The organism is Treponema sp. C6A8 (assembly GCF_000619925.1).
Lineage (GTDB): Bacteria > Spirochaetota > Spirochaetia > Treponematales > Treponemataceae > Treponema_D.
The window spans coordinates 154769-178330 of the sequence record NZ_KK211042.1; the positions used below are offsets into that span (position 1 = coordinate 154769).

20 protein-coding genes are annotated in these 23562 nt (G+C 41.3%); 4 read left to right on the top strand and 16 right to left on the bottom strand.

The window, feature by feature from the left end:
- Nucleotides 1–17: 17 nt before the first annotated feature.
- From T530_RS0112635 to T530_RS0112655, 5 genes are all read right to left on the bottom strand, one after another.
- A complete protein-coding gene (locus T530_RS0112635) occupies nt 18–827 on the bottom strand; it encodes an ABC transporter permease (RefSeq protein WP_027729327.1) in 810 nt (269 codons plus the stop codon).
- Nucleotides 828–842: 15 nt separating this feature from the next.
- Entirely contained in the window at nt 843–1658 is an 816-nt protein-coding gene (locus tag T530_RS0112640) for an ABC transporter permease (protein WP_027729328.1), read from the bottom strand.
- 3 nt (nt 1659–1661) lie between these two features.
- A complete protein-coding gene (locus tag T530_RS0112645; RefSeq protein ID WP_051537989.1) occupies nt 1662–2477 on the bottom strand; it encodes an ABC transporter ATP-binding protein in 816 nt (271 codons plus the stop codon).
- Nucleotides 2478–2650: 173 nt separating this feature from the next.
- On the bottom strand, nt 2651–3775 hold the full coding sequence (locus tag T530_RS0112650) for an iron-containing alcohol dehydrogenase (protein ID WP_027729330.1): 1125 nt from the start codon (nt 3773–3775) through the stop codon (nt 2651–2653).
- A complete protein-coding gene (locus T530_RS0112655) occupies nt 3765–5093 on the bottom strand; it encodes an aminotransferase class III-fold pyridoxal phosphate-dependent enzyme (protein ID WP_027729331.1) in 1329 nt (442 codons plus the stop codon). The genes T530_RS0112650 and T530_RS0112655 overlap by 11 nt, the downstream gene beginning before the upstream one ends.
- Before the next feature lie 299 nt (nt 5094–5392).
- Between T530_RS0112655 and T530_RS0112660 the strand changes: the two genes are divergently transcribed.
- Together T530_RS0112660 and T530_RS0112665 are read left to right on the top strand one after the other, a co-directional pair.
- On the top strand, nt 5393–6235 hold the full coding sequence (locus T530_RS0112660) for a pyridoxamine kinase (RefSeq protein ID WP_027729332.1): 843 nt from the start codon (nt 5393–5395) through the stop codon (nt 6233–6235).
- 75 nt (nt 6236–6310) lie between these two features.
- On the top strand, nt 6311–7033 hold the full coding sequence (locus tag T530_RS0112665) for a DUF4469 domain-containing protein (RefSeq protein WP_027729333.1): 723 nt from the start codon (nt 6311–6313) through the stop codon (nt 7031–7033).
- A 211-nt stretch (nt 7034–7244) separates the two neighbouring features.
- On the opposite strand, the gene T530_RS0112670 is transcribed toward T530_RS0112665, so the two are convergent.
- From T530_RS0112670 to T530_RS14925, 8 genes are all read right to left on the bottom strand, one after another.
- Entirely contained in the window at nt 7245–7523 is a 279-nt protein-coding gene (locus T530_RS0112670) for a DUF4160 domain-containing protein (RefSeq protein ID WP_027729334.1), read from the bottom strand.
- Nucleotides 7516–7761 carry a hypothetical protein gene (locus tag T530_RS0112675; RefSeq protein WP_027729335.1) on the bottom strand — a complete coding sequence of 82 codons (246 nt, stop codon included), beginning with the start codon at nt 7759–7761 and terminating at the stop codon, nt 7516–7518. The genes T530_RS0112670 and T530_RS0112675 overlap by 8 nt, the downstream gene beginning before the upstream one ends.
- Nucleotides 7754–8302, bottom strand: coding sequence for a hypothetical protein (locus T530_RS14920; protein ID WP_027729336.1), 549 nt, complete (start codon nt 8300–8302; stop codon nt 7754–7756). Before T530_RS14920 ends, T530_RS0112675 begins: the two co-directional genes overlap by 8 nt.
- 84 nt (nt 8303–8386) lie before the next feature.
- On the bottom strand, nt 8387–8509 hold the full coding sequence (locus T530_RS15340; RefSeq protein ID WP_256380945.1) for a hypothetical protein: 123 nt from the start codon (nt 8507–8509) through the stop codon (nt 8387–8389).
- Nucleotides 8510–8600: 91 nt separating this feature from the next.
- Entirely contained in the window at nt 8601–9035 is a 435-nt protein-coding gene (locus T530_RS0112685) for a type II toxin-antitoxin system VapC family toxin (RefSeq protein ID WP_027729337.1), read from the bottom strand.
- Between the two features lie 29 nt (nt 9036–9064).
- Nucleotides 9065–9331 (bottom strand): type II toxin-antitoxin system Phd/YefM family antitoxin, encoded by a 267-nt coding sequence (locus T530_RS15060; protein WP_081773747.1) that lies wholly within the window; start codon nt 9329–9331, stop codon nt 9065–9067.
- Nucleotides 9332–9502: 171 nt separating this feature from the next.
- A complete protein-coding gene (locus T530_RS0112695) occupies nt 9503–10144 on the bottom strand; it encodes a hypothetical protein (RefSeq protein ID WP_027729338.1) in 642 nt (213 codons plus the stop codon).
- 107 nt (nt 10145–10251) lie between these two features.
- The gene (locus T530_RS14925) at nt 10252–12450 is read right to left on the bottom strand and encodes a chitobiase/beta-hexosaminidase C-terminal domain-containing protein (protein WP_051537990.1); all 2199 of its coding nucleotides are present in this window, start codon (nt 12448–12450) and stop codon (nt 10252–10254) included.
- Nucleotides 12451–13116: 666 nt separating this feature from the next.
- Here T530_RS14925 and leuS point away from each other — a divergent pair.
- Nucleotides 13117–15669, top strand: a complete 2553-nt coding sequence (gene leuS, locus T530_RS0112705) for a leucine--tRNA ligase (protein WP_027729339.1) — start codon at nt 13117–13119, stop codon at nt 15667–15669.
- Here leuS and T530_RS15065 read toward each other — a convergent pair whose 3' ends face one another.
- Complete coding sequence (locus tag T530_RS15065; RefSeq protein WP_156011658.1) at nt 15670–18810, bottom strand: exo-beta-N-acetylmuramidase NamZ domain-containing protein; 3141 nt, start codon at nt 18808–18810, stop codon at nt 15670–15672. It lies immediately after the preceding gene.
- A gap of 69 nt (nt 18811–18879) precedes the next feature.
- On the opposite strand from T530_RS15065, the gene T530_RS0112720 reads away from it, so the two are divergent.
- Nucleotides 18880–20496 (top strand): bifunctional UDP-sugar hydrolase/5'-nucleotidase, encoded by a 1617-nt coding sequence (locus T530_RS0112720; RefSeq protein ID WP_027729340.1) that lies wholly within the window; start codon nt 18880–18882, stop codon nt 20494–20496.
- Nucleotides 20497–20574: 78 nt separating this feature from the next.
- On the opposite strand, the gene T530_RS0112725 is transcribed toward T530_RS0112720, so the two are convergent.
- Both T530_RS0112725 and T530_RS14930 read right to left on the bottom strand, forming a co-directional pair.
- Nucleotides 20575–20901, bottom strand: a complete 327-nt coding sequence (locus T530_RS0112725) for an STAS domain-containing protein (RefSeq protein ID WP_027729341.1) — start codon at nt 20899–20901, stop codon at nt 20575–20577.
- Nucleotides 20902–20916: 15 nt separating this feature from the next.
- On the bottom strand, nt 20917–23562 hold the full coding sequence (locus T530_RS14930) for a PP2C family protein-serine/threonine phosphatase (protein ID WP_051537991.1): 2646 nt from the start codon (nt 23560–23562) through the stop codon (nt 20917–20919).

A 23562-nucleotide genomic window follows, 5' to 3' on the forward strand; every position in this document is an offset into this window, starting at 1 on the left:
CTCCAGAAATTAATTTTTTATTTTGAAGTCCTGTTCTTAAGAACAAGGCTTTCTGCCACAAGTAAGATTACATACATCACGATTCCTATAAGGCAGGCAACCACAATGTAAGACCAGGCCGTTGCGTACTGGGCAAGAACAATGTTCTCGCGGATTTGACGCCCAACCCCGATTATGTATTCCGCAAAGTATTCGCTGACCATTGCGCTTATTACGCAGCCCGGCACGCTGATGCGAAGGGCGGTAAAAATATAAGGCACGCAGTTAGGAAGCCTCAGCTTGAAAAACACAGTTGCAGGCCTTGCCGCATAAGATTTAAAGAGGTCCAGGCTGAAAGGCTTAAGCTCTGTAAATCCCCTGTAGGCATTGATTGCCATGCTGACTGTGCAGGTAATCATTACAACCAGCATTTTTGCCAGCATAGATCTTGTATTCGGGTCGGGACTGAAGTCCTTGGTCAGGTTATTGAAAATCGGCGCAATCGCAATAATCGGGATTGCATTAAAGGCTGTTGCCAGTGAAAGCCCACCCTTTCCCCAGTGAGAAAACATTGTTGCAATCATTGCAAGAAGAAATCCCAGCAGGGAACCTAAGACAAGTCCGCCAAGTGCCACAGTTACAGTCGCCCTTATATCACCTGCCATCTTTCCAAAGTTATCAAAGAGAATCTGCATGATTCTTGAAGGAAGAGGCAGGGTAAAAGTATCTGCCCCAAACCATCCGTGAATAATCTGGAACTGCCACAAAATCAGAATTAAAGCCCCGAAAAGGACAGGATACAAAACTGACTTAACAGTATTTGATTTTATTTTTCTTACTATCTTCATATTCCGCCTCGCATCCTATCTTCTTTTCTTTGAAACTCTTGCCCCCGGAACAAACAGTTTTTCCAGAAGCACCATCAGGTAAAAACTCATAATTCCAACAAAAGCACTGAAGAACACAATCTGCCAGAAAACATATATGCTCATTGCATGCTTTAATGACTGGCTCAGCATACAGCCAAGTCCGCCGCCCCCCTGCAGGGTATCTACCAGAATGGAAGCCGTAACAGCCATAGGAGCAGCAATCTTAAGCCCCGTAAAAAGGGATGGAATGCTTGCCGGAATCATAAGCTTCTGGTAAACCTCAAAGCTTCTTGCAGCATAGGAATAAAACAGTTCCAGTTTTTCCTTTTCTATTGCCTTTAGCCCCGCAAGTGTATTTACCGCTACCGGATAAAAGGTCAGGATTGCGGCAATTACAATTCGGCTTTTATTGATATCCTGTGTAATTGCAAGAACTACAGGCGCCATTCCCAAAATCGGAATCAACTGAATCAGCATCAGATATGGAAAGGCAATTTTTTCGATTGCCGCAAAGCGCCGCATCATAATTGCAAGCAGGTAACCGAACAAAGCCCCGAAAATAAATCCTATTAAAGCTCGTCCCAGGGTAATGCCTGCATTAAAAAGAACCAGCTGAAGGGCTGTCTGAGTTGCAGTCACCTTCTTAGTAGTAAAAACCGACTGAAGAATCTGCCATAAATGGGGAAGAACATTCTCAGGCGTTCTTTTTGTTCCGGCAATTACAAAGGCTCCAAGCTCCCAGACAATCATCAGTCCAAGCACCCATATAAAAGTTACAAACTTAGGACTTTTAAGAATCTTTTTAATCATCAGCTACACTCCTTCAAAGCCGCTTCTAACCTTTGCAACCAGTTCTGTAAAATGCTGGCTGTTCTTACACTCAAGACTTCTAGGACGAGGAATATCAATATCCACAACCGAAGTTATGCGTCCCGGGTGAGGTGAAAAAACAACTACCCTGTCGCTAAGGAAAACTGCTTCCTGAATGCTGTGCGTAACAAAGATGATTGTCTTATGTGTCTTACGCCAGATTCTAAGAAGGTCTTCGTGAAGGCGTTCCTTTGTAAACTCATCAAGAGCGCTGAAAGGTTCATCCATAAAAAGAACATGAGGGTCTAAAGCAAGGGCGCGGGCAATTCCGACACGCTGCTGCATACCACCCGAAAGCTCTCTTGGATAGTGATAGCCAAAATCCTGAAGTCCAACGATTTCAAGCATTTCGGTAACCTTCTTTGTTCGCTCAGGCTTTGGCATCTTCATCAGTTCAAGCGGAAGGCAGATGTTTCGTCTGATTGTACGCCAGTCCATAAGAACCGGACTCTGAAATACAATTCCGAATTCCTTTGCAACTCTGGCTTCCTGTGGAGTAAGACCGCCTACAAAAACCTTTCCCGAAGTTGAAGGAATAAGGCCTGAGATAACTCTAAGAAGAGTTGTCTTTCCACAGCCGGAAGGGCCTACAAGAGAAATAAACTCTCCGTTCTTAATATCAAGGTTTACGTTCTGAAGAGCTACCGTCTGATTTTTTTCATCAGTAGCTTTATAAACCACACTCAGATTCTGAACAGTAATTTTTACAGGTGCAGTTTTAGGGTCAAAAAATACCTCTTCCTTAACAGCAGCTTCCATTTTGTACCTCCAGTAAAAAAAAAAAGACGCAGAACCAGATTTTTTCTGATTCTGCGCCTTTGCAGTATTTCTTCTCTTTCTTTATGCCCTTAATATACGCACAAAAATACTTTATTAATATTGCCTAAATTACAAATTTTAAGATTTTTTTTGTGCATTAAGCACAAATTTTCTTATTTTTCCCTAAGAATTTTGTAAATCTTAAGGATATCTGCCTCCGAAACTTCCTTTCTTGTGTTGGAAGGACTGCCGGAAGCAAGAGCATCCTTTGCCATCTTTGGCGAAAACTCTTCAAACTTCTTAAGGTCGATTCCATATTGGCGAAGTGTCGGAATTTCAAGTTCTTTTGTAAGTCCTTCAAGGGCGCTGATAAAGTCCCCGGCCCCTATTCTACGAGCAATATCCGCAAAGCGGCTTTCAGCACCATCAAGAGCAAACTTAAGGCATTCGCAAATAAGCATTGCATTTGAAATTCCGTGCGGAACATGGAATAAAGCTCCGATCGGGCGGCTCATTCCGTGAACAATCGTCACACTGGAATTATTGATTGCAACGCCTGCCTCATAAGCTGCAATTGCAAGAGACTCGCGGGCAGCTATGTTATTACCGTCTTTTGCAGCAAGAGGCAGCATTTTGAAAATGCGTTCAATTGCATCAAGGCAGTAAAAATCAGTCAGCGGACTTGCCTTTTTTGAAGTATAGGCTTCTACCGCATGAGTAAGGGCATCCATACCGGTTGCAACTGTAATTCCACGCGGGGCAGAAAGCGTATAATTAAAATCCACAAGTGCCAGATCCGGTAAAAGATCATCGCCCTTCATCAAAAGCTTTGCATCAGTTTTTGTGTCGGTGTAAACAAAAAACTTTGTTGCTTCTGAACCGGTTCCGGCAGTTGTAGGAATGAGAACCAGCGGAGGAAAATCTCCCTTCATCTCCTTTCCTGCCCAGTCAATCAGCTCGCATTTGAGCACAGACATTGCAGCAACTGCCTTTGCAGTATCAAGCGGAGTTCCTCCACCAAGCCCGATTATAAAATCACACTTTTCACTTCTATAAACCTGAACCGCACTTATAATCATTTTGTCATCAGGCTCACCGGGTAAGTCATTAAAAACTGCAGATGCAATTCCTGCCCCTTCAAGTTTTTTCTGAATTTTCCCGGTAAGACCTGTTTTTGTGATTATCTTTCCGGTTACAATCAGAGCCTTTTTTCCCATCTCCCTGATATAAGGAATGGCTGAGTCAAAGGCCCCCTGCCCCATAATCGTGCGGCCTGGCATTGTAAAATTAAAAGCCAAGTTTTGCCTCCAGAAGAGAAAGAACTTCATCAAGTTTTGCCATTTCCTCATCAAGCTGAGCTTCTGTGATGATAAGAGGAGGGGCAACCATAATGCAGTTTTCATGGGTATAAGTTACAAACCCGCGGGCTTTAAGTTCCTTAGTTACAAAGCCCATAAGATTTTCAGGATCCCTTCCCCATGGAACAAGAGGTTCACGGCTAGCCTTATCTTTTACAAGTTCTACCGCGCTGAACAAACCGATATAGCGCACATCACCTACGCTCGGATGCTTAGCCTTTAAGCCTTCAAGAATTTCTCCCAGATGCTTTCCGACCTTCTGAACGTGACCTTCAATATCATTCTTAAGATAGAATTCCTGGCAGGCAACTCCGGCTGCGCAGGCAAGAGGATGTCCGGAATATGTCAGACCGCATGAAAGGTAATTATCATCAAAGAATGCGGCAATTTCATTTTTAACGATACAGCCTCCAAGAGGAATGTAGCCTGAGTTTACCCCCTTGGCAAAAGTGATGATATCAGGAACAACATCAAAGTTCATAAAGGCAAACATTTTTCCTGTTCGGTACCAGCCTGCCATTACTTCATCACAAATCATCATAATTCCGAATTCATCGCAAACGGCACGAACTCCCTTGAGGTAGCCCTTAGGAGGAATGATTACACCGTTTGAACCGGTAATTGTTTCGCACACAATTGCAGCCACACGGTCAGCGCCTTCGTAAATTACCTGATCCCTGAGCTGGCGGATATAGTATTGAGTTGCTTCTTCTTCAGATGCAAACTTAAGTTTTTCCTGATAGAGATAAGGATCAAAAAAGTGGATAAAGCCAGGAATTGCCGGTTCAAGCGCAAAGTGTCTAGGCTCACCAGTCAAGTTTCCTGCACCAAAGGTTGAACCGTGATATGAACGGTAACGGCTCATTACCTTAAAGCGGCCTGTATACATTCGCGCAATTTTGATTGCATTTTCGTTGGCATCGGCACCGCCGTTAGTAAAGAAAACTTTTCCAAAGCAGTCAGGCAATCTGTCTACAATTGATTTTGCAAGCTTTGCTCGAGGCTCAGATCCGAATGAGCCCTGAATATAGGCGTAAGAATCAAGCTGAGCTTTAATTGCCTCTGTCATTTCTTTATTTGCGTATCCGGCATTCATATTAACCTGCTCAGAAGACATATCCGCGTAACGTTTTCCGTCGGTATCGTAAATGTAAATTCCTTCGCAGCGAGCAACAGGAGTAGGATTAAGTCCACGCTGCTTGCTCCAACTCTGCAGAACATATTTTGTCTGCATTTCGCTAATTTCTTTTCCAGTCATATCTGCCTCCAAATCTTTTTTTTAATCTTGCTTTGTTTTATACCCGAACGATTTCCCCTTTCAACTGAAATAAAAAAATAATTTTACATTTTGAATAAATTTTTTGATGGCTTTGTGCAAGAAGAAAAGAATAATTGAAGAAATTTATGCAGATTGAACAAAATAAAGGGTATGCAGGCAAAACTGATAATTTGGGGAAATCCGTGACCGCAGCAATCTGATATTATACATTTACAAGCTTTTTGACTATATGAATAAGACCAGATTTTCTGTAATATGCCTGCAAAAAGGAGAAAAATATGGATAAAAAACTTTTGACAATTCAGGACATTTCCTGCGTGGGACAGTGCTCGCTTACAGTTGCCCTGCCAATCATTTCTGCCTGCGGAATTGAAACAGCAATTCTTCCCGGGGCCCTGCTTTCCAACCACACTGCGGCCGGCTATTCGGGATGGACTTTCAACGACCTTACGGACGAAATGCCAAAAATCCTTGAACGCTGGAATAAGGAAAATATAAGATTTGACGCCTTTTACACTGGCTACGTTACAAAAACTCAGATTGCCCACATCCTTCAGATTATGGATAAGGCAGCCCTTCCGGGAGCACTCCGCATTGTTGATCCGGCTATGGCTGATAACGGAAAGCTTTATGCGGGATTTGACGACAACTTCCCTCAGGAAATGGCAAAACTCTGTAAGGGTGCCGACTACATTCTTCCAAACCTGACAGAAGCAAGCTTCCTTTTGGGCATTCCTTACGCCGGCTCAGATTACGACCAGGCTTACATAGAAAAAATCAGCCGCGACCTTGCAAAGCTGGGCGCTAAAAATGTTGTGATTACAGGCGTTTCTTTTGAAAAAGGAAAGATTGGCGCTTCTGTTTACCACAGCGACTCAGACTCTTTTGAATATTACTTCAACGAAAAAATTGACGTTTCCTTCCACGGAACAGGCGACGTTTTCTCTTCAGCCTTTGCCGGCGCCCTGATGAGAGGAAAATCAGCCCTTCAGGCAGCCAAAATCGCCGCAGACTTTGTTGTAGATTCAATCAGGAAAACTCTGGACGACAAGACCGACCACTGGTACGGAGTTAAATTTGAAAAGGCAATCCCAGGACTGATTAAGGCGTTGGAAGAGTAAAATAAAACGGGGCTCAAAGGAGCCCCTGCCTCACATCTCTTGCCCATTCTTGCCTTCTTAACATATAATAACAATATGTTAAAAGTTTACACACAGGAAAATACCTTTACAAACCGTAAGAAACCTTATGTTTTCAAAAGTCAGAATGACATTACAGTAGACGAAGACGCTATTATCAGACAGATAGCTGATGCAAATACGACAATCACAGAAGCTGATGCTAGGGCAGTAATGAATGTTCTGGAAAGAGTATTTTGGAATAATATTAGAGATGGTAATGTTGTAAAACTTTTTATGGGAAGTTTCAGGGCAGGAGCCGCCGGAAGTGCAGAAACATCAAAAGAGATTTTTAAGCCAGTACCTGTAAACTATAAGAATGCACCTCAGCGGGATCACAAAATTTCTTTATTATTCAAAAGCGATATAAAAAAAGAAAAACTTTTGTGCGAAGACGTCAAATATGAACGTATAACAAATCATGGCATATGCAATCCCTACATTTCCTCTATCAGCGGTTACAGCAACAGAATAAACGGAGTTTTTTCACCAATGGAAATTGCCACAATTGACGGTAAGTTTATAAAAATTGACTGTAAGGATGATAATCAGGGTGTTTTTATAAGCGGCAAGGGAAAAACATATAAGCCGAATATTTTTATCAAAAATACAAGAACAATGCTTTCCTTTCAGCTTCCTGCAGAAATCGAAGAAGGCGAATACCTTGTAACAGTAAAAACAAACAGAAGAGGCCTTCTGCATGAGTCTAATACCTATAAGATTATTATAGAAAAGTCCTAAGAAAATAATGACTAAAGTATATAAAAAAAAGACCTTAGGTCAGTAAGAAAAACCTCTAAAGTCTTTGACAAAAGTTCTGAACCTGGTGGAGTTCCAACTTGAAACTGCACCAGATTCACTCTGAAACTCCACGAAGTTCACCCCGTCCCCCGTGCAGGTACAAAAGATTTATTATAGAGCTACAGGTGATTTATTATTCTCCTCCAAAGTTTTATCCTCTATAAAATCCTTCACTACTTAATGCAGCCCATTTTTTATACATTTCTTTGTAATTGTCTTTTATAAAAGCTTGGATTTTATTAATTTCTTTATCCGTAAGTACACCTCGTTTTTCTACGATTGTATCTCCATTTTCTTTTACAAAGAATTTTGCAGATGATTCTTCTGTCAGGGTAGAATCACTTGCATGAACATGAAAAGCTTCAACAATACATTTTGCAGTAAAGTACAAAAAGTATCCGCATATTTTGTATTGAAAATATTTAGGCATTATCCATCTCCAGATACTTTTTTGCATTTTTCAAATAATCTTTTGCGATAGAAAGTTCAATATCGTCCATACTGGTTTCAATCAGGCTTTCTCCATCAATAGATTTGTCATAAAAAAATACAGCGGCATGATTTTTTTCGTTTAGATTTACAACATCAATTTTGTCATCATGTTTTAAGAAAGCGAACCCATCAATTATCACATCTGCTTTATCTGCAATTTCATTTATATCACTCATATCGAATCTCCACTTTTTTTATAGGTTCAAGAAACTGCTTTGAATTAAAATGTAATTCATTAAGAACGTTTGTTATATCAACATACTCTTCTGTAATTCCTAATTTGTCATAATCAGCCATAACAACAAGATAGCCATTATCCCAATTTTCTATTGATTTATATTCTTTCAATTTTGAAGAAGTTCTGAATTTTAGAGTAACATCTCCAAACTTAAAAAACGAGAAAATTCCAGAATTGCTTAAATAGGCTGTAGAATTGTTCACCATACAGATATTATAGCGGATATTTGGACAGAAGAAAACGAATATTTTTAGACGGCAGCCGGCGGGAAGAACCATATAGCTTATTCGGAAGGAAGGCGAAATCGTTTTGGAAAAGGTATTAACGTAAATTACCTTACCGCTGCTGTCACCGCTAAAAAGTGTCGGCAGAGGCTTTCCGTTAAAACGGAACTCGCTGTCGTAATCATCTTCTATTCTAAAGCGGTCGGAAGCCTCAGACGCCCACTGTAAAAGTTCAAGGCGGAGGCGAATTGGCATTACTCGGCCGGTCGGAAAATGATGGGCCGGAGAAAGATGGATTATGTCGATTTGCTTTTGATTTAAAAGCGAAGTATCAAGCCCCTAAGAGTCGATTAAAACCGGCTTTACATCTGCCCCGTTGAGCTGAAAAACCGAGGCAACCTTGTGATAACCGGGATTTTCCACACCGTAGATTTTATTCCGCCCGAAAAACTGCACCAGCATTGAATAAAGGGATTCTGTTCCCGCACCAATTACAATCTGATATTATAGGTTTACAGGATTTTTGACTATATTCGTAACACCAGAGTTATTTTTAATTTGCATTATAAAACCAATCTTCCATATTTAAGAAAGCCATTTCTTTCATGACTTCAAAATCTGCTGTATTATGAGTAACCAGTATCATTCCATTTGAAATGGCTGTAGCTGCAATTTGAGAATCGTAAAAAGGAAGAGGCTTACCTTTTTTTTCTGCATCCGACTGCATTTCTCCACATATTCTTGCTGAAAATTTATCATAAGGAATGATTTCAACATTCTCTTCAAGATTTTTTATAAAACTTTGGATTATACTTTTTCTTCTTCCTTCCGGCATGCGCTTTAAACCACGGGTTAACTCTTGCCAAGTAACTGATGCAATTGCACAAAGATTTTTTCTTGCACTATAAAATGCAAGAACCTGATTATCTGGTCTTTCTTTTACGAATTCCGAAACTATATTTGTATCTAATAAATATGTTTTTTTCATAATTTTTCCCCTTTTGCAAAAGCAAGCAATTACGCCCAAGGATCTTTTGAATAATCAGGGTACTCGCGGGATGGTTTTACATCAAATTCTAAACCATATAGATCATCTTTATGTTCTTTACGCCATAAAGTAAGCCAATTTTCTGATTTACTTGATGAATCTGTATATTCTCCATAACTGACAATAACAGCAACAGGCTTGTCATAGCGGGTAAGCTCTACAACCTCGCCTTCTTCCGCCATTTTTACCAGGGCTGAAAAATTATTTCTGGCATCGTAAATAGATGTTCTGCACATAGACGCCTCCCAAATTCAATTTGTATATTTTTATTGTAACCTGAGAAAATATTCTGGTCAACATATTTTATTCTAGCCAACATTAAAAAGTAATTTTTCGACAAAAAAAAGGCGTTATAAAAACGCCTTATAAATTTATGTATATCAGATTTACTACTCCAAGTTTACTGATTATTTAATTTTTTTAGATGCTTTACAAGTTCTTATAAGCTGAACAGCACGAAGGAAGGCATCTGCTTCTGTAATTTTATTACCTACATCAAATAGAGGACTTAATATATTTTCAGCAAATTCATCATTTACAACACATTTTACAGAAAAATTTTTACCATCAAAGTATTCAGCAAAAAGATTATTTATATCATCTGCCGCTTTTCTTACAGGTTCCACATCACCGCCCTTAACAAAAGGACATGCAAACATTATTTCAAAAGATTCATAATCTGAAAAATATTGTAAGCAAGTAAGACAGAATCTAAATAGCTTTTTGAAAATTCTATCTTCGTTATCACCGTAACCAAGCCCATTATTATGAAAAGCCACATCGGCGATATACAGTTCTTTTCCCTTAAATCCTATTACATCAATTTCTGTTTCATTTAATATATTTTCAAGTGTTCGTTGTACACCGTTCTTGCTTGTGAAATTTTCTCTTACAGTTTCATTTTCACTATATAATTTGTCGTATATTTCTTTTACATTTGAGTTTTCTTCATACGCTTTGGAATTTGTCCAGTTTTGACAACAAATCGTACATTTTTTTATATATTTTAAATAACTCAGCAATACTGATTCACCAATATTATCAGTCATATTTTTACCTGCATTCTATAGATTTATATTTTCTTTAAATTATAACTGGATTCGCACTTCCGCGAATGCGGAAGTCGATAATAATTTCCTTATAGAACTAGCCAACGCTAGTTGGCGTTACGAACAACACGGAAACCGACGATGTCGCTGCGGTCGTCCGGGCTGTTGCTGGACCTGGTAGACACCTTGCAGTTAGAAGCATCATAGAACCAAGAGCCACAACGAATGACACGGCTAGAACCGGAAGCCGAGCCCGTAGCCGGCGTGTAGCTATATACAGAGTCATACCGCCAGTCATAACACCATTCGCAAACATTTCCGCTCATGTCGTAAATTTTAATTTCATCAGAAATCGGGCTCTTACCTTTTACTTCATGCGTTTTTGAACCGGAGTTTTCATAATACCAGGCAACATTATCTATAGTGTCACTTCCGGCATAAGTTGTCTGTGTAGCTGGTATTCCGTTGTTACCACCACGTGCAATGTACTCCCATTCTGCTTCTGTTGGTAAACGATAGCCGTCTGCCTCCGTGTTGTATGTAACAGCATTCCATGTGCTGTTTTTACTTGAAGGGCCACAATATTTTGTTACACCGCTACTTGCCTGACTAACTATATCCGGCCAGCTTGCAGGGTCAGTTTCATCATTTATTTTATATGCGGGTGTGAGCCCTTCGTCTATTGACCTTAAGTTACAGTAGACAATTGCATCATACCAGTTCACATTATATGCAGGAAAATTCTCGCCTAAACCACTTGATGAACGCGGCCTGTCAGAGCCGTATTTACAGTACTTTTCGTATTCAGACTGTGTAATTTCGTGGTCGCACACGTACATATCTGGAATTGTTACAGTTCTGTTATTTATGAATACTTTAGAATCTGCTACCTTACCGTTTACTGTTGCTCCTTTTATTTCCACAAATCCGTCCGGCATATTGCTTACAGAGCTTCCAACCGCAACTTTCCATTTTCTTGCAATACTCTCGTTTCCAAGAGAGTCTAGACTTACAAAATAGAAGGTATAATAAGAAGCCGATGAATTAATTCCGCTAAAAGTTTTTGTCTTTGTACCAGCGGCAACAGTAACAGAGTCGCTTCTTACACTATCGCCTGTTCCGTTGTTACTGGTGTAAGAAATAGACACATGGTCAAAATCGCCGTCAGAAGGATCTGTCCAGTTTAGAGTTATACTTCCGTTTGAATAGGTTCCACTTAACTTTTTTACTGTTTCAGGTGGAGTAAATTCAAACTGGTCAATTGTAATCTGCTCGGTTTCTTCACGACCAGCTTCATCAAGGACAGCTACTGTGTATGAGCCATTACCATCTTTTTCGTTTGAAGCATTAATTGCAAATGTACCGTTAGTTTTCACGATTGAAGTTACATCAGTTGCCCCTGTATCAGCCAGAAGAGTTTTTGCCACAAGTGAGCCATTCTTTTTATAAACAACTTTTTTTACATCGCTGGCAGAAGTTACAGCAACATTAACTGTGACAAAGGTATTTGTTTTGTTTCCTGTGTAGGCAGCTCCGTTTTTGTTTGTATTTGGAACGCTTGCAGAAAGGGCGATTGAAAGCGGGTTACCTGCTCCGCCTGCAGAAGCGGTAATTTTCTTAATTGTTACATTTGCAAGGCTTACAGGACTGTTTTCAATTCCTTCCTTAATTGCAATTGCTTTTACAAGTGTGCTTGCAGTTAATACAATCTGAGTAGTATATGGTGTGCTTTCTGCAGTTGGAATTGCACCGTTGGTAGTGTAATAAATTGCTGCTCCAGAAGTTCCGCAGGAAAGAGAAAGATTTACGCCGTCTTCTGTGTTGGTAACAGCAAAATCAGGAGCGGCAGCATAGTTTTTATCAACCTCTATTTTCTGGTATTCAATTGTAGTTTTAGTTTCTATCTTATTTACAACAGAATAAGATGCATAAGAAACTGGAGAATTTTCCATTCCGTCTTTTACAGCAATTGCCTGGAAACTTGTATCACTGGTAATCGAAATGGTTTCTGTGTATTTTGTACTTTCACTTGTTGGAACAGAGCCATCTGTTGTGTAATAAATTACAGCACCTTCTGTCTGGCAGGAAATTGTGATATTAACTTTTCCTTCATCGCTGGCAGCTGTAAAAAGTGGAGAAGCAACATAAGATGTTTCTTCTTTGATTACTTTTTCAACTATGCGGTCTACATACTCAATATCTGCTTCCGGCTTGCAGGAAGCAAAACTTAATATAAGTGCCGCACCAGAAATAAGTGCAGCGACTGTCTTGCCGAATTTAGTCCGACAACTCTCAAACTTTTTCATAAAAAAGCTCCTTTTAGATTTAAAATATAAAAAGCCCGAAAAATGCAGGTTTAAACTTCGCTTAAATCTGCATTTTTCGGGCCTGTTTTTTAACCAGTGGTAAATTTATTAGAGACAGTTATATCGTAATGATGTAATGATGTAATGATGTAATGATGTAATGATGTAATGATGTAATGATGTAATGATGTAATGATGTAATGATGTAATGATGTAATGATGTCGAACGGTATTTTTTAATATCATTATCTGTCTCGTAACTTTATTTAATATAAGAATATATTAATGTTTTTCTTAGATTTGTTCAAATGTAAATTGCCCCCCGGCGCGAACGTGGAGGGCCGCGAAGCGGGTGCGAAGCACCGAACGTAGTGGAGCCCGGAAGGCGAGTAGGTGTTGGAACTCGCCCCTAAATTCATTATAATTAATGAACTTTACTATTAATAAAAAGAGGCAAAAAATGTCTAAATACCCATTTGAGAATATTGAACCCAAGTGGCAAAAAGTCGCAAAAATTACATCCTTGTAATTTTTGCTAGCGAACTTTCTTGCGAAAGTTCGACATATTAATTCCAAAGATACAACACGGCATCCATGCCGTAAATTACAGGTGCCCAATATTTTTGCACTCTGTATAAAAATGTAATTAATTTTAGGAGCAAATAAATGTCTAAGTACCCGTTTGAAAACATTGAACCCAAGTGGCAAAAATATTGGGAATTGAACAAAACATTCCGTGCAAAGGAAGATTCTAAGATTCCGCCGGAGAAAAGAAAGTATATTCTGGATATGTTCCCTTATCCTAGTGCGGCAGGACTTCATGTAGGTCATCCTGAAGGCTACACAGCAACTGATATTTACTGCCGTTACCTTAGAATGAAGGGCTTTAATGTGCTTCACCCGATGGGATTTGACTCTTTTGGTCTGCCGGCAGAAAACTATGCCATTAAGACCGGTACCCACCCAAGTACAACTACTCACGCAAATATCGAAAAATTTACCCAGCAGATTAAGTCTCTGGGCTTCAGCTATGACTGGGACCGCGTAGTTTCTACCTGTGAGGCTGACTACTATCACTGGACTCAGTGGATTTTCCTTAAGCTTTATGAAAAGGGACTGGCTTACGAGGCTCAGACTCCAATCAACTGGTGTCCTAGCTGTCTGACTGGTCTTGCTAACGAGGAAGTAAAGGAAGGCCGCTGCGAACGTTGTGGCGCAATCGTTACTCACAAGACTATCCGCCAGTGGATTTTGAAAATTACTGAATATGCTGAGCGCCTGCTGGAAGACCTTGACGGTCTTGACTGGCCTGAAAGCGTAAAAATCATGCAGCGCAACTGGATTGGAAAATCTGAAGGTGCGGAAGTTACCTTTAACGTTGCAGACAAGGACGGAAAGGAAAGCGGCGAAAAGCTTACAGTTTATACAACCCGCTGTGATACTCTTTTTGGAGCAACTTATATGGTTGTTTCTCCTGAGCATCCTCTTATTGAAAAGCTTACAACCGCTGACCAGAAAAAGGCTGTTGAAGAATACCGCGAGCAGGCAGCTAAAAAATCTGACCTTGAACGCACTGACCTTGCAAAAGACAAGACTGGTGTATTCAGCGGAAGCTATGCCGTGAACCCTGTAAACGGAAAGCTCATTCCTATCTGGGTTGCTGACTACGTTTTGATTTCTTACGGAACCGGTGCAATTATGGCTGTTCCTGCACATGATACCCGAGACTGGGATTTTGCTAAGAAATTCAATCTTCCTATTATCGAAGTTCTTAAGAGCGAAGTTGATGTTCAGAAACAGGCTTGGACAGAAGACGGTATCCACGTTAATTCTGAATTCCTTAACGGACTCAACAAGGCTGATGCCATCGCAAAAATGCTTGAATGGCTGGCAGAAAAAGGCGTAGGAAAGAAGGCTGTAAACTACAAGCTGCGTGACTGGATTTTCAGCCGCCAGCGCTACTGGGGTGAGCCAATTCCTCTGGTACACTGTCCAACTTGCGGTACAGTTCCTGTTCCGGAAAACGAACTTCCTCTTACTCTTCCTAACGTAAAATCTTACCAGCCAACTGGTACTGGAGAATCACCTCTTGCAGGCATTGAAGAATGGGTAAACTGCAAGTGTCCTAAATGTGGTGGCGCTGCCCGCCGCGAAACAAACACCATGCCTCAGTGGGCAGGAAGCTGCTGGTACTATCTGCGCTACCTTGACCCGCAGAACAGTAAAGCTTTCTGTTCAAAAGAAGCAGAAAATTACTGGATGCCGGTTGATTTATATGTAGGTGGTGCTGAGCACGCGGTCTTGCACCTCCTCTACTCACGCTTCTGGCACAAGGTTCTTTACGACTGCGGTCTTGTTTCTACAAAAGAACCTTTCCAGCGCCTTGTAAACCAGGGTATGATTACTTCTTTTGCCTTCCAGCGCAAGAACAAAACTCTTGTTCCAACTGACGAAGTTGACCAGAAGGCAGACGGCACATATTTTGAAAAAGCAACAGGCGAACCTCTTGAGCAGATTGTTGCCAAGATGAGTAAGTCTCTTAAAAACGTTGTAAACCCTGATGATGAAATTAAGGCTTACGGCGCTGACTCAGTCCGTATGTACGAAATGTTCATGGGTCCTCTTACAATGAGTAAGCCTTGGTCTACTCAGGGAATTGTTGGTATTCACCGCTTCCTTGAAAAGGTTTGGGCAGTAAGCGAAAAGCCTTTGAATGACACCGATATTACAGGAAAACTTGAAGACAAGGCTCTTGTAGCACTGCGCAAGACTTTTGCCCAGACTGTAAAGAAGGTTTCTAACGATACAGATACTTTGAACTTCAATACTGCTATCAGCCAGATGATGATTTTCATCAACGAAGCAAGCAAGTTCGAAAGCCTTCCACGTGCAATGTGGTCTGACTTTGTAAAACTGATTGCTCCTTATGCCCCTCACCTTGGTGAAGAGCTCTGGGAAAAGCTTGGCAACAAGAACACAATCACTTACGAAAGCTGGCCGACCTTCAACGAAGACTTCTGTAAGGACGACACAAAGCAGATTGTTGTTATGATTAACGGCAAAAAACGCGACACCTTCGAGGCAGCCCCTGGCACCAGCCAGGACGACCTCAAAGCCGCAGCCCTTGCCCTTGAAGGCGTAAAGAAGTTTACAGACGGCCACGAGATTGTTAAGACAGTTGTTGTGCCGGATAAACTGGTGAACCTGGTTATAAAATAATTAACGGATACTTTCCAAAGCTTCATAAGCTTTCCAGTAAACGCCCGTCTTAGTTTCAGCACTTTGGCGGGCATTTTTTTTCATGTCGGAAAGGAGGGCTTTGTACTGGGCGTCGTTAGCGCCTTTTAAGCCCATCATAATTATCTGAGGAACAAAGCCGATCATTGAAGACTGGTAGGCGTTTCCTTCAAACTGATTGCTTAGTTCAAAGCCCCTTACCATCCTTGTGTTGATTTTGTTTGTAAGGTAGACAATTACAAGGTTTTCTTCAGGCTCAATAAAAACGAGAGTGCCCGTAAATCCCTGATGCCCGAAGGCTCTGCTTGAACATACTGTTCCAAACTGCTTAGGAGTCTGGAATTCTGCCTGGCGCCACCAGCCAAGACCGTAATCTGAATGGTTTGCCGTCTGAGGGCTTGTAAAAAGGTCAATTACATTGCGTGAGAAAAAGCGGTTCTGACCGTAGCCGCCTGTAAGCATAAGGCTTGCAAGACGAGCCAGATCCTTTGAACTGGAAAAAAGACCTGCGTGCCCTGAAAGTCCTGCCATAGAATAATATGCAATTCCATCGTGAACTTCGCCCTGCAGGGTTTCTGTCCTGATATTTGAAAACTTTATAAAGCCAGAGCAGGTGTTTCCGTTAGGCTCAGTTGCGGCGCAGTCAGTCTTTTTGTAACCGTGTTTCAGCGGATTAAAGCAGGTACGTGAAAGTCCTAAAGCATCCCAGAAATTATCCTTCAAAAACTCGTCAAAGCTCTGACCCGTAATTTTTTCAACAATAAAACATAAGAGAATGTAGTCAATATCGCTGTAACGCAGCTTGGTTCCCGGCTCATAAACCAGAGGCGAGCGGAAAATCTGCTTAAGGACATTCTGTCTTGTTTCTTCAGAGCCGTCACTACCGGCAAAAAGCAGGTTTCTTCCGGGCTCTGCATTAAGCTTATCCTGCTCAAGGTAATAAGAGTCGTTGTGATAAGGATAGCCCGCCGGAAAGCCTGCCGTATGCATCAGAAGGTCACGGACAGTAATTCTTCTCTTCCATTCCTTAATCTGCTCCAGAGGAAAGTCAGCGTGGATTTTTCTGTTCTGGTAATTAATTATAATTGTGTCATCAGCAAACTGGTCGCCGAAAATCTGGGTTAGTTTCATATCAAGCGGAAGCCTTTCCTCTTCCACCAGCAGCTGAACGGCATAGTTTCCGGCAAACATCTTGGTAACAGAAGCAAGGTCATACATAGTGTCCTGCTTTACAGGCTGGGCATTTACAGGTACGCCATCCTTACCGTAGGTCTGAATATTCCCCCACTCCTTCTGGTAAATATATCTCCCGTCTTTTACAACCGTAAGCTGGGCGCTGGTAAAGCCGTTCTTAATATCAGCAGAAATGATCTTATCAATTAATTTTACGGCAGAAGAAGGAATACCTGACTCAGAAAGCTTTCCTTCTTTCAGAACCGGGTAAGGAATGCAGACTCTAACCTTTGCTCCCTTACCTGCACTTTCAAAATCAGAAATCTGAATTGTATTGCTGCCGTTTTTTGTAAGGGCGGAAATATCTGCCTCATAGGAAGCCCCGCCTGCCAGCTTCATATTGACAAGATTGCTGTTTATAAAAAGTTTAAAAGTACAATCAGCATTCGGGCTAAAATAAATTACCCCCTGTCCTTTATAGCCCTGGAAAGTCAGAATATTGTTTGCAGAATAATTTTCCACGGAAATCCAGTCCGGGAAAGTAACGTCAGTCTGCCATCTTTTTTCAACTTCTTTTTCTGAATACAAAAGATATGGCTTTCGTGCCTTCTTAAACTCCTCTAAATCTTTTTGCCAGGCTTCCTTAATATCTTCGGGGTAAGTACCCTTCATCAGCTGGGTGCGGACAAAATCAGAACCGGTCAGTAAATCAATCCAGTAATAGCCCTTTGCATTAGGCTTTCCAAAAAAGGAAGGAGCCTGAAGCTTTCTTGCAGACCTGTAAGCCCGGCTCAGATAAGATAAATCACTGCCTTTTTCAAAAATCTTTGAGAGTGGCAGGGAACGTAAATCTTTTCCATAGCAGATTTCTTCCAGAAATGGTGGATTTTTTGCTCCGTCAATCGAATGAGGAATAAAGGAAAAATCCATCTTTTCATCATCCTTAAAGTAAGGACTTCCGTAAATCTCAAAAGGAGATTCAGTTCCCCGTCCAACCGAAACAATTGTATTTTCAAAATAACAGGTAGAAGCGTAGAGATAAACAGAACGCATAGTCCTGATATTTGGAGAAGGCCGTCTTATAAGACAGTATTTAGTCTGGTGAGTGTAGTTCTTGCAGGGAATTACAGTTAAATCACAGGGTTTCCAATCCTTATCAAGAAGTCTGGAACCGTTCAGCATGCGGGCAAGCTCGCCCAGAGTCATTCCGTGCACCGTAGGCATTGAAAGAAGGCCTACATTAGACTCAAAGGACTTCTGCAGAATACCGCCATCAACATAAAAGCCGTTTGGGTTTGGGCGGTCAAGAATAATCACTTTCTTTCCGTAAGAGGCGCAGGCCTTCATCAGATAATAAAGGGAAATATAATAGGTGTAGTAACGAAGTCCTACATCCTGAATATCAACTACAAGAGTATCAAAAAGGGCCATGTCGCTGGCAGGTGGCATTTTGTCCCCGCCGCCGTAATACAAAGAAAGAATAGGAACTCCTGTTTTTTCATCAACAGAGCTGTCTATGCTTGCTCCTGCATCTTCCGTACCGCGAAAGCCGTGCTCCGGGCAGAAAACTGCCGTAACATTCACGCCGCTTTCTACAAGAAAATCAAGAATATGAGGTCCGTAAGAGACTGGATTTCCCTCTGCATCAAGGCCGAAAGGAAGGTCAGCCGCTTCTTCACTGCTGCCGTAAAGCTCCTTTCCACCGTAAAGCTCCCGACCGTCCTGCAAAATTATTTTATCACCCATTATCCCGGAATGATTTGAAAAAAGGGCAACGCGTTTTCCCTCCAGCAAGGGCAGATATTTTTCGCTCTGCTCGTCGCCCAAAATGACGCGGGGAGAGTTTTCTATATATGATTTGTCGATTTTTTTGACTTTAATATTGGCACAGCTGCAGAAAGCCGCCGCATAAAACCAGATTGCTGCAAGTATAAAGTGACATTTTTTCATAGAAAAATTATACCACAGGAAACATAGATTAGGTATAATAATATTCATAATAACTGGAGGAATAACAGTATGAAAAAATCTAAGTTTATGACAGCCCTTCTGGCGGCTGCCTTTTTTACGATTTCTGCTTTTGCGGCAAATCCCGACAAAGACATCGTAATTTTGTACACAAATGATGTTCACTGCGGCGTTGATGACAGCATCGGCTATGCAGGACTTTCCCTCTACAAGCAGGAAATGAAAGAACTTACCCCTTACGTTACCCTTGTAGATGCCGGAGATGCCCTTCAGGGCGCTACAATCGGTTCATTTTCAAAAGGCGAATACATCGTTAACCTTATGAACGAAACAGGTTATGACCTTGCCATTCCTGGTAACCACGAATTTGATTACGGAATACCACAGTTAATGAAAATGTCAAAAAAGCTTAAATGCGGTTACATTTCCTGCAACTTCTTAAACAAAAAAGGCAAGGCTATTTTCCCGGCTTATAAAATCTTCTCTTATGGAGATACAAAAGTTGCCTTCGTTGGTGTAAGCACACCAGAAACATTAGTTGCCTCAAATCCGGTAACCTTCCAGGATAAAAAAGGAAATACAATTTATGATTTTGGCGGCGATAAGGGCGGCATGAAAATGGTTGAACTTACACAGGCCGCAATCGACGAAGCACGCAGCAAGGGCGCAGACTTTGTAATTCTCCTTGCCCACCTTGGAGAAAAAACTACAGTTTCTGACTGGAATTCCATGAACCTCATTGCAAGAATTTCTGGTGCAGATGCCCTGATTGACAGCCACAGCCACGAAATTACTCCTCTTCTTATGGCAGAGGATAAAGATGGAAAAGCAATACCAATCACACAGAGCGGAACAAAGCTTCTAAACATCGGTAAAGTAACAATTTCAACAGAAGGAAAAATTACTACAGAACTTGTTTCTCAGGTTCCGGCAAAAGACAGTGAAAGTAAAGATGCCAGAATCGCTGCAGAAATTGAAACAATTAAGGCTGATATTCATAGAAGCTTAAATAAAACAATAGGCTACATTGATTATGAACTTCCTGCCCTTGATGCAAATAAAAAATGGCTTACACGAAGCGGAGAGCTTCCTCTTGGTGATTTTATTACAGATGCTGGAAAAGCTATTTTCAAGGCAGATGTCGCTATAATTAACGGCGGCGGTATTCGCGGCGGAATTGATAAAGGTGATATAACTCTTTATGACATGCTCAGCGTTCATCCTTTTGGAAACTATATCTGCCTTTATGAAATTTCAGGCCAGTCTCTTCTTGATGAACTTGAATACGGTGCAAAAAAAGTTCCAGAAAACTTTGGTGGATTTTTACATGTTTCCGGCATTAGCTATAAAATTAATACGGCAATCCCAAGTTCTGTAGAAGTTAATGAAAAAGCCTGCTTTACAGGAAATGTAAACGGAGAATATCGTGTTCACGATGTTTATGTAAACGGCCAACCTTTGGACGTAAACAAAACTTACAGAATTGCAGGTCCTGACTTTGTAATAGCAAACCACGGAGACGGACATCTCTTTAAGGGGGCAAAACTTATAAATTCTGTTACCCCAATGGTAGACTGCGATGTTCTTACGGAATACGTAAAGAGCCTTGGCGGCAGCTTCCCAGAAAAATACAAGGAAGCCCAGAACCGCATTGTGATTGAAAAATAGATGCCGTGTCATTGCCGGACTTGATCCGGCAATCTATAAGAGATTATCGGGTCAAGCCCGATAATGACATACGATTTATTAGGTGGCCTCGGTAATCGAGTTTATGAGATGAAATTCATTCTTGAAGCCCGTGGCCGCCAGCGCCTTCTCCGCCTCGTTAGATAAAGACAAAAAATACAGCTTGTGACCGTACTCTTCAGCATCATTGAAGGCGGCCATCAAAAAGCCTACCCCTGAAGGATCCAGTTCAACCAGCTGAGACATATCAAGAACTATATTCTTAAAAATTACAGCTTCATAAAGAGTATTCTGAAATTCACCCATTGTATAAGCGTTCAAGGCGCCTTCCAGAATGTAAAGGTGATAGTTTGCACCGTCTTTTTCTGTAATAGCTAACTGATCCATTTACCTTTACCTCCCTTAAAGTCCAATATCACTTAAAAGCGAATCTAGTTCATCAAGCTCTGATGTATCAAAACCTTCCGGCGGAGCATCATGCTGAACGACAACTGCAGGCTTTTCTGGCTCTGGTGTCTGGGCATTTTCTGTCTGAACGTCAATCTGCTGGTCAGAAACATCTTCCGGAAGTTTTGCAGTCTGCTTTTCTGCAACCTGAGCGTCAAGCTGCTTCTGTTTTTCTTCAAACTGAGCTTCTGACATTTCGCGGGAGTTATCAATCTGGAAGAATGAAGGTGTTTCCTCTGACGCAGCTTCACTGCCGCCACTAACGGCAGCCTCACCCGCACCAGCGGCCCCAGCACCTTCTGCAGCACTTCCTTCAGCCCCAGCTTCTGCCACTTCTGCAGCAGCACTTTCAGCCTGAACAGCCGCCTGCGCTTCTGCCGCTGCCTTTTCTGCCTCGGCCTTAGCCGCAGCTTCTTCATCAACATATTTGGCAGCAGTTTCGTATTTCAAAATCAAGATACTAACGTCGTCTTCCATTTCCTTCTGCATGAACTTTTTAAGCGCATCAAAAGTAAACTGAGTCATTCGCTGTGCAGGATAAGTTGAGTTATCAATAAGCATGCGCTGAACACGCTCACGACCAAACTGCTCACCACGAAGCGAGTGAGACTGCAAAAGACCGTCTGTACAGGCAAGAAGAATATCACCGCGGTTAAGCTTTGTAGATTTAACCGAAATATAAGGAGAAATATCTTTTACGAATCCAAGAACGTGACCGCTACCCTGGATTTCAATAACGTTGTTGTAAACCTGAGTATAAGAGAAGAGGGCCGGAATACCGCAGTTGATGTAATACATTGTGTCAGTATCAAAATCAACAATCATAAATAGGCCGGCAAAAATTGTACCCTTACGAAGGCTGTTTCTTACGAACTCGTTGAGCTTAACAACAAGCTGCTTAAAGTTGTGGGTTTCTGCCAGGTAAGAACGGATGATGGACTTAAGGATGACCATACTCATAGAAGCCGCAATACCCTTACCGCTCAAGTCACCTACTACAAAGAGGTAGCGTTTGTCTGTCAAACGGATAACGTCGATAAACTCACCACCAATGTTATGAGAAGGAACCATCAGATAACCGATATCAACCTTAGGGTTCTTGATTGTATCGATGTTTTCCTGAATAGAAGTAATAATCTGAGAAGACATGCGGATTTCGCGGTTTACGACCGTCATGATATCCTTGTTCGCAATGTTACGCATGTAGTAACCGAATACGAAGAAGTTTGAATAGAGACGGCTGAAAATTACAGAATCGCGGGCTGTAAAGTGGTCACCACCAACCTTTTTACCAAGACAGATAAGACCAAAAATAGTATGACCTTCAGCAAGAATAATGAAGGCATCAGATTTGGTGTAGGCAAAGAGGTCATAAATCTCTTTTTTCATATCTGAAAGGAAGTGGTTATCCTCTACTTCCTCATAAGATACGACAGTCTTGTTTATGTTAAGAAGGTTTTCAAGAACCGGAGTATTTGCCAGCTGAATAGTATTGCGGACATTGGCAGTAGTATAGGCAATTCCCAAAGTGTTCATAGTATCAATGATGTAAACTGTCATTGAAGTATTTTCTACGTTCTTTTTGATTGCGTTGAACACCTTTGCGGCAATAAGGTCCATTTCAGTTTCTGCATAGTCAATTCCGGCAAGATCAGTTTCCAAAGAATCTTCATAGTCAGAAGTATAAATATGCCCCATAGAAGAAAGCTTATCATTAATGCGGAAAGAAACCAGAACCGCCAGAACAGAAACGATAAGGAAAGGAATAAGGAAGGCAGCTTCCGCATAAGAGTTCTGAGGACGGATAAAGATAAAGAGAACTCCGACAAAAGCAGCCGGCAAAATATATGTCAAAAGAATTCTGAGGAAGCCGACAAAAAGACCTCGCGCAGAAGGAACGTTCTTTTTATTAAGGGCGCTGGAAATAATTACAAACAAAAGAAGCGGAGGGAATTCGAACAAAAGTGTAATCTTAAGGTAGCGGGCAGCAAGGAACTGAATTGCAAGATATGCTCCCCACATAAGGATAATACCCTCACCTATTACCGAACAGCGGTAGCGGTGAAGCTGGTTAGTACCGTCTTCCTCTGCAACCTGAAGTCCCAGATAGCAGAAAACCGGGAATACGATTTTTGAAATTATAAATTGAAGACTGTACCATCTGATAGGGAAGAAATCTGAAGCCGGACGGTCAAAAAGATATGGTGAAATGATGCGCACACCATCTTCAAGACGAACTACAACATCGGATACCTTAAAGAGATTTATGTAAATGATAAAAAGGTAAAGAATCCAGCGGAAAATCTTTGCGTAAGTAGGTTCTCGGCGCTTTGTAAGGGCAAGCAGGCTGGAACTGAGCATTAAAATGCTTACGCTGTCCAGAATAAGTACAAGACGCATAAGCTGGGCTGTAAACTTTGCAAGCCAGAAATCTTTAAGAACAAGAATAATTGTAAAGAGGATTGCCTCTACAGTACACAAAAGCAGGGAAACAGAAATACCTGATGCATCATAAGATTCATCACGAATGCGTCTATCTACAATGTTTGCAATAAAGAAAAGCTGAACACATAAGAAAATATTAAGTAGAATATATACCAT

What these genes read in the sequence shown, in the direction of transcription:
- T530_RS0112635 (WP_027729327.1), bottom strand. Translation starts at nt 827, where the DNA reads ATGAAGATAGTAAGAAAAATAAAATCAAATACTGTTAAGTCAGTTTTG.
- T530_RS0112640 (WP_027729328.1), bottom strand. Translation starts at nt 1,658, where the DNA reads ATGATTAAAAAGATTCTTAAAAGTCCTAAGTTTGTAACTTTTATATGG.
- T530_RS0112645 (WP_051537989.1), bottom strand. Translation starts at nt 2,477, where the DNA reads ATGGAAGCTGCTGTTAAGGAAGAGGTATTTTTTGACCCTAAAACTGCA.
- T530_RS0112655 (WP_027729331.1), bottom strand. Translation starts at nt 5,093, where the DNA reads ATGACTGGAAAAGAAATTAGCGAAATGCAGACAAAATATGTTCTGCAG.
- T530_RS0112660 (WP_027729332.1), top strand. Translation starts at nt 5,393, where the DNA reads ATGGATAAAAAACTTTTGACAATTCAGGACATTTCCTGCGTGGGACAG.
- T530_RS0112665 (WP_027729333.1), top strand. Translation starts at nt 6,311, where the DNA reads ATGTTAAAAGTTTACACACAGGAAAATACCTTTACAAACCGTAAGAAA.
- T530_RS0112670 (WP_027729334.1), bottom strand. Translation starts at nt 7,523, where the DNA reads ATGCCTAAATATTTTCAATACAAAATATGCGGATACTTTTTGTACTTT.
- T530_RS0112675 (WP_027729335.1), bottom strand. Translation starts at nt 7,761, where the DNA reads ATGAGTGATATAAATGAAATTGCAGATAAAGCAGATGTGATAATTGAT.
- T530_RS14920 (WP_027729336.1), bottom strand. Translation starts at nt 8,302, where the DNA reads ATGCCAATTCGCCTCCGCCTTGAACTTTTACAGTGGGCGTCTGAGGCT.
- T530_RS15340 (WP_256380945.1), bottom strand. Translation starts at nt 8,509, where the DNA reads ATGCTGGTGCAGTTTTTCGGGCGGAATAAAATCTACGGTGTGGAAAAT.
- T530_RS0112685 (WP_027729337.1), bottom strand. Translation starts at nt 9,035, where the DNA reads ATGAAAAAAACATATTTATTAGATACAAATATAGTTTCGGAATTCGTA.
- T530_RS15060 (WP_081773747.1), bottom strand. Translation starts at nt 9,331, where the DNA reads ATGTGCAGAACATCTATTTACGATGCCAGAAATAATTTTTCAGCCCTG.
- T530_RS0112695 (WP_027729338.1), bottom strand. Translation starts at nt 10,144, where the DNA reads ATGACTGATAATATTGGTGAATCAGTATTGCTGAGTTATTTAAAATAT.
- T530_RS14925 (WP_051537990.1), bottom strand. Translation starts at nt 12,450, where the DNA reads ATGAAAAAGTTTGAGAGTTGTCGGACTAAATTCGGCAAGACAGTCGCT.
- leuS (WP_027729339.1), top strand. Translation starts at nt 13,117, where the DNA reads ATGTCTAAGTACCCGTTTGAAAACATTGAACCCAAGTGGCAAAAATAT.
- T530_RS15065 (WP_156011658.1), bottom strand. Translation starts at nt 18,810, where the DNA reads ATGAAAAAATGTCACTTTATACTTGCAGCAATCTGGTTTTATGCGGCG.
- T530_RS0112720 (WP_027729340.1), top strand. Translation starts at nt 18,880, where the DNA reads ATGAAAAAATCTAAGTTTATGACAGCCCTTCTGGCGGCTGCCTTTTTT.
- T530_RS0112725 (WP_027729341.1), bottom strand. Translation starts at nt 20,901, where the DNA reads ATGGATCAGTTAGCTATTACAGAAAAAGACGGTGCAAACTATCACCTT.
- T530_RS14930 (WP_051537991.1), bottom strand. Translation starts at nt 23,562, where the DNA reads ATGGTATATATTCTACTTAATATTTTCTTATGTGTTCAGCTTTTCTTT.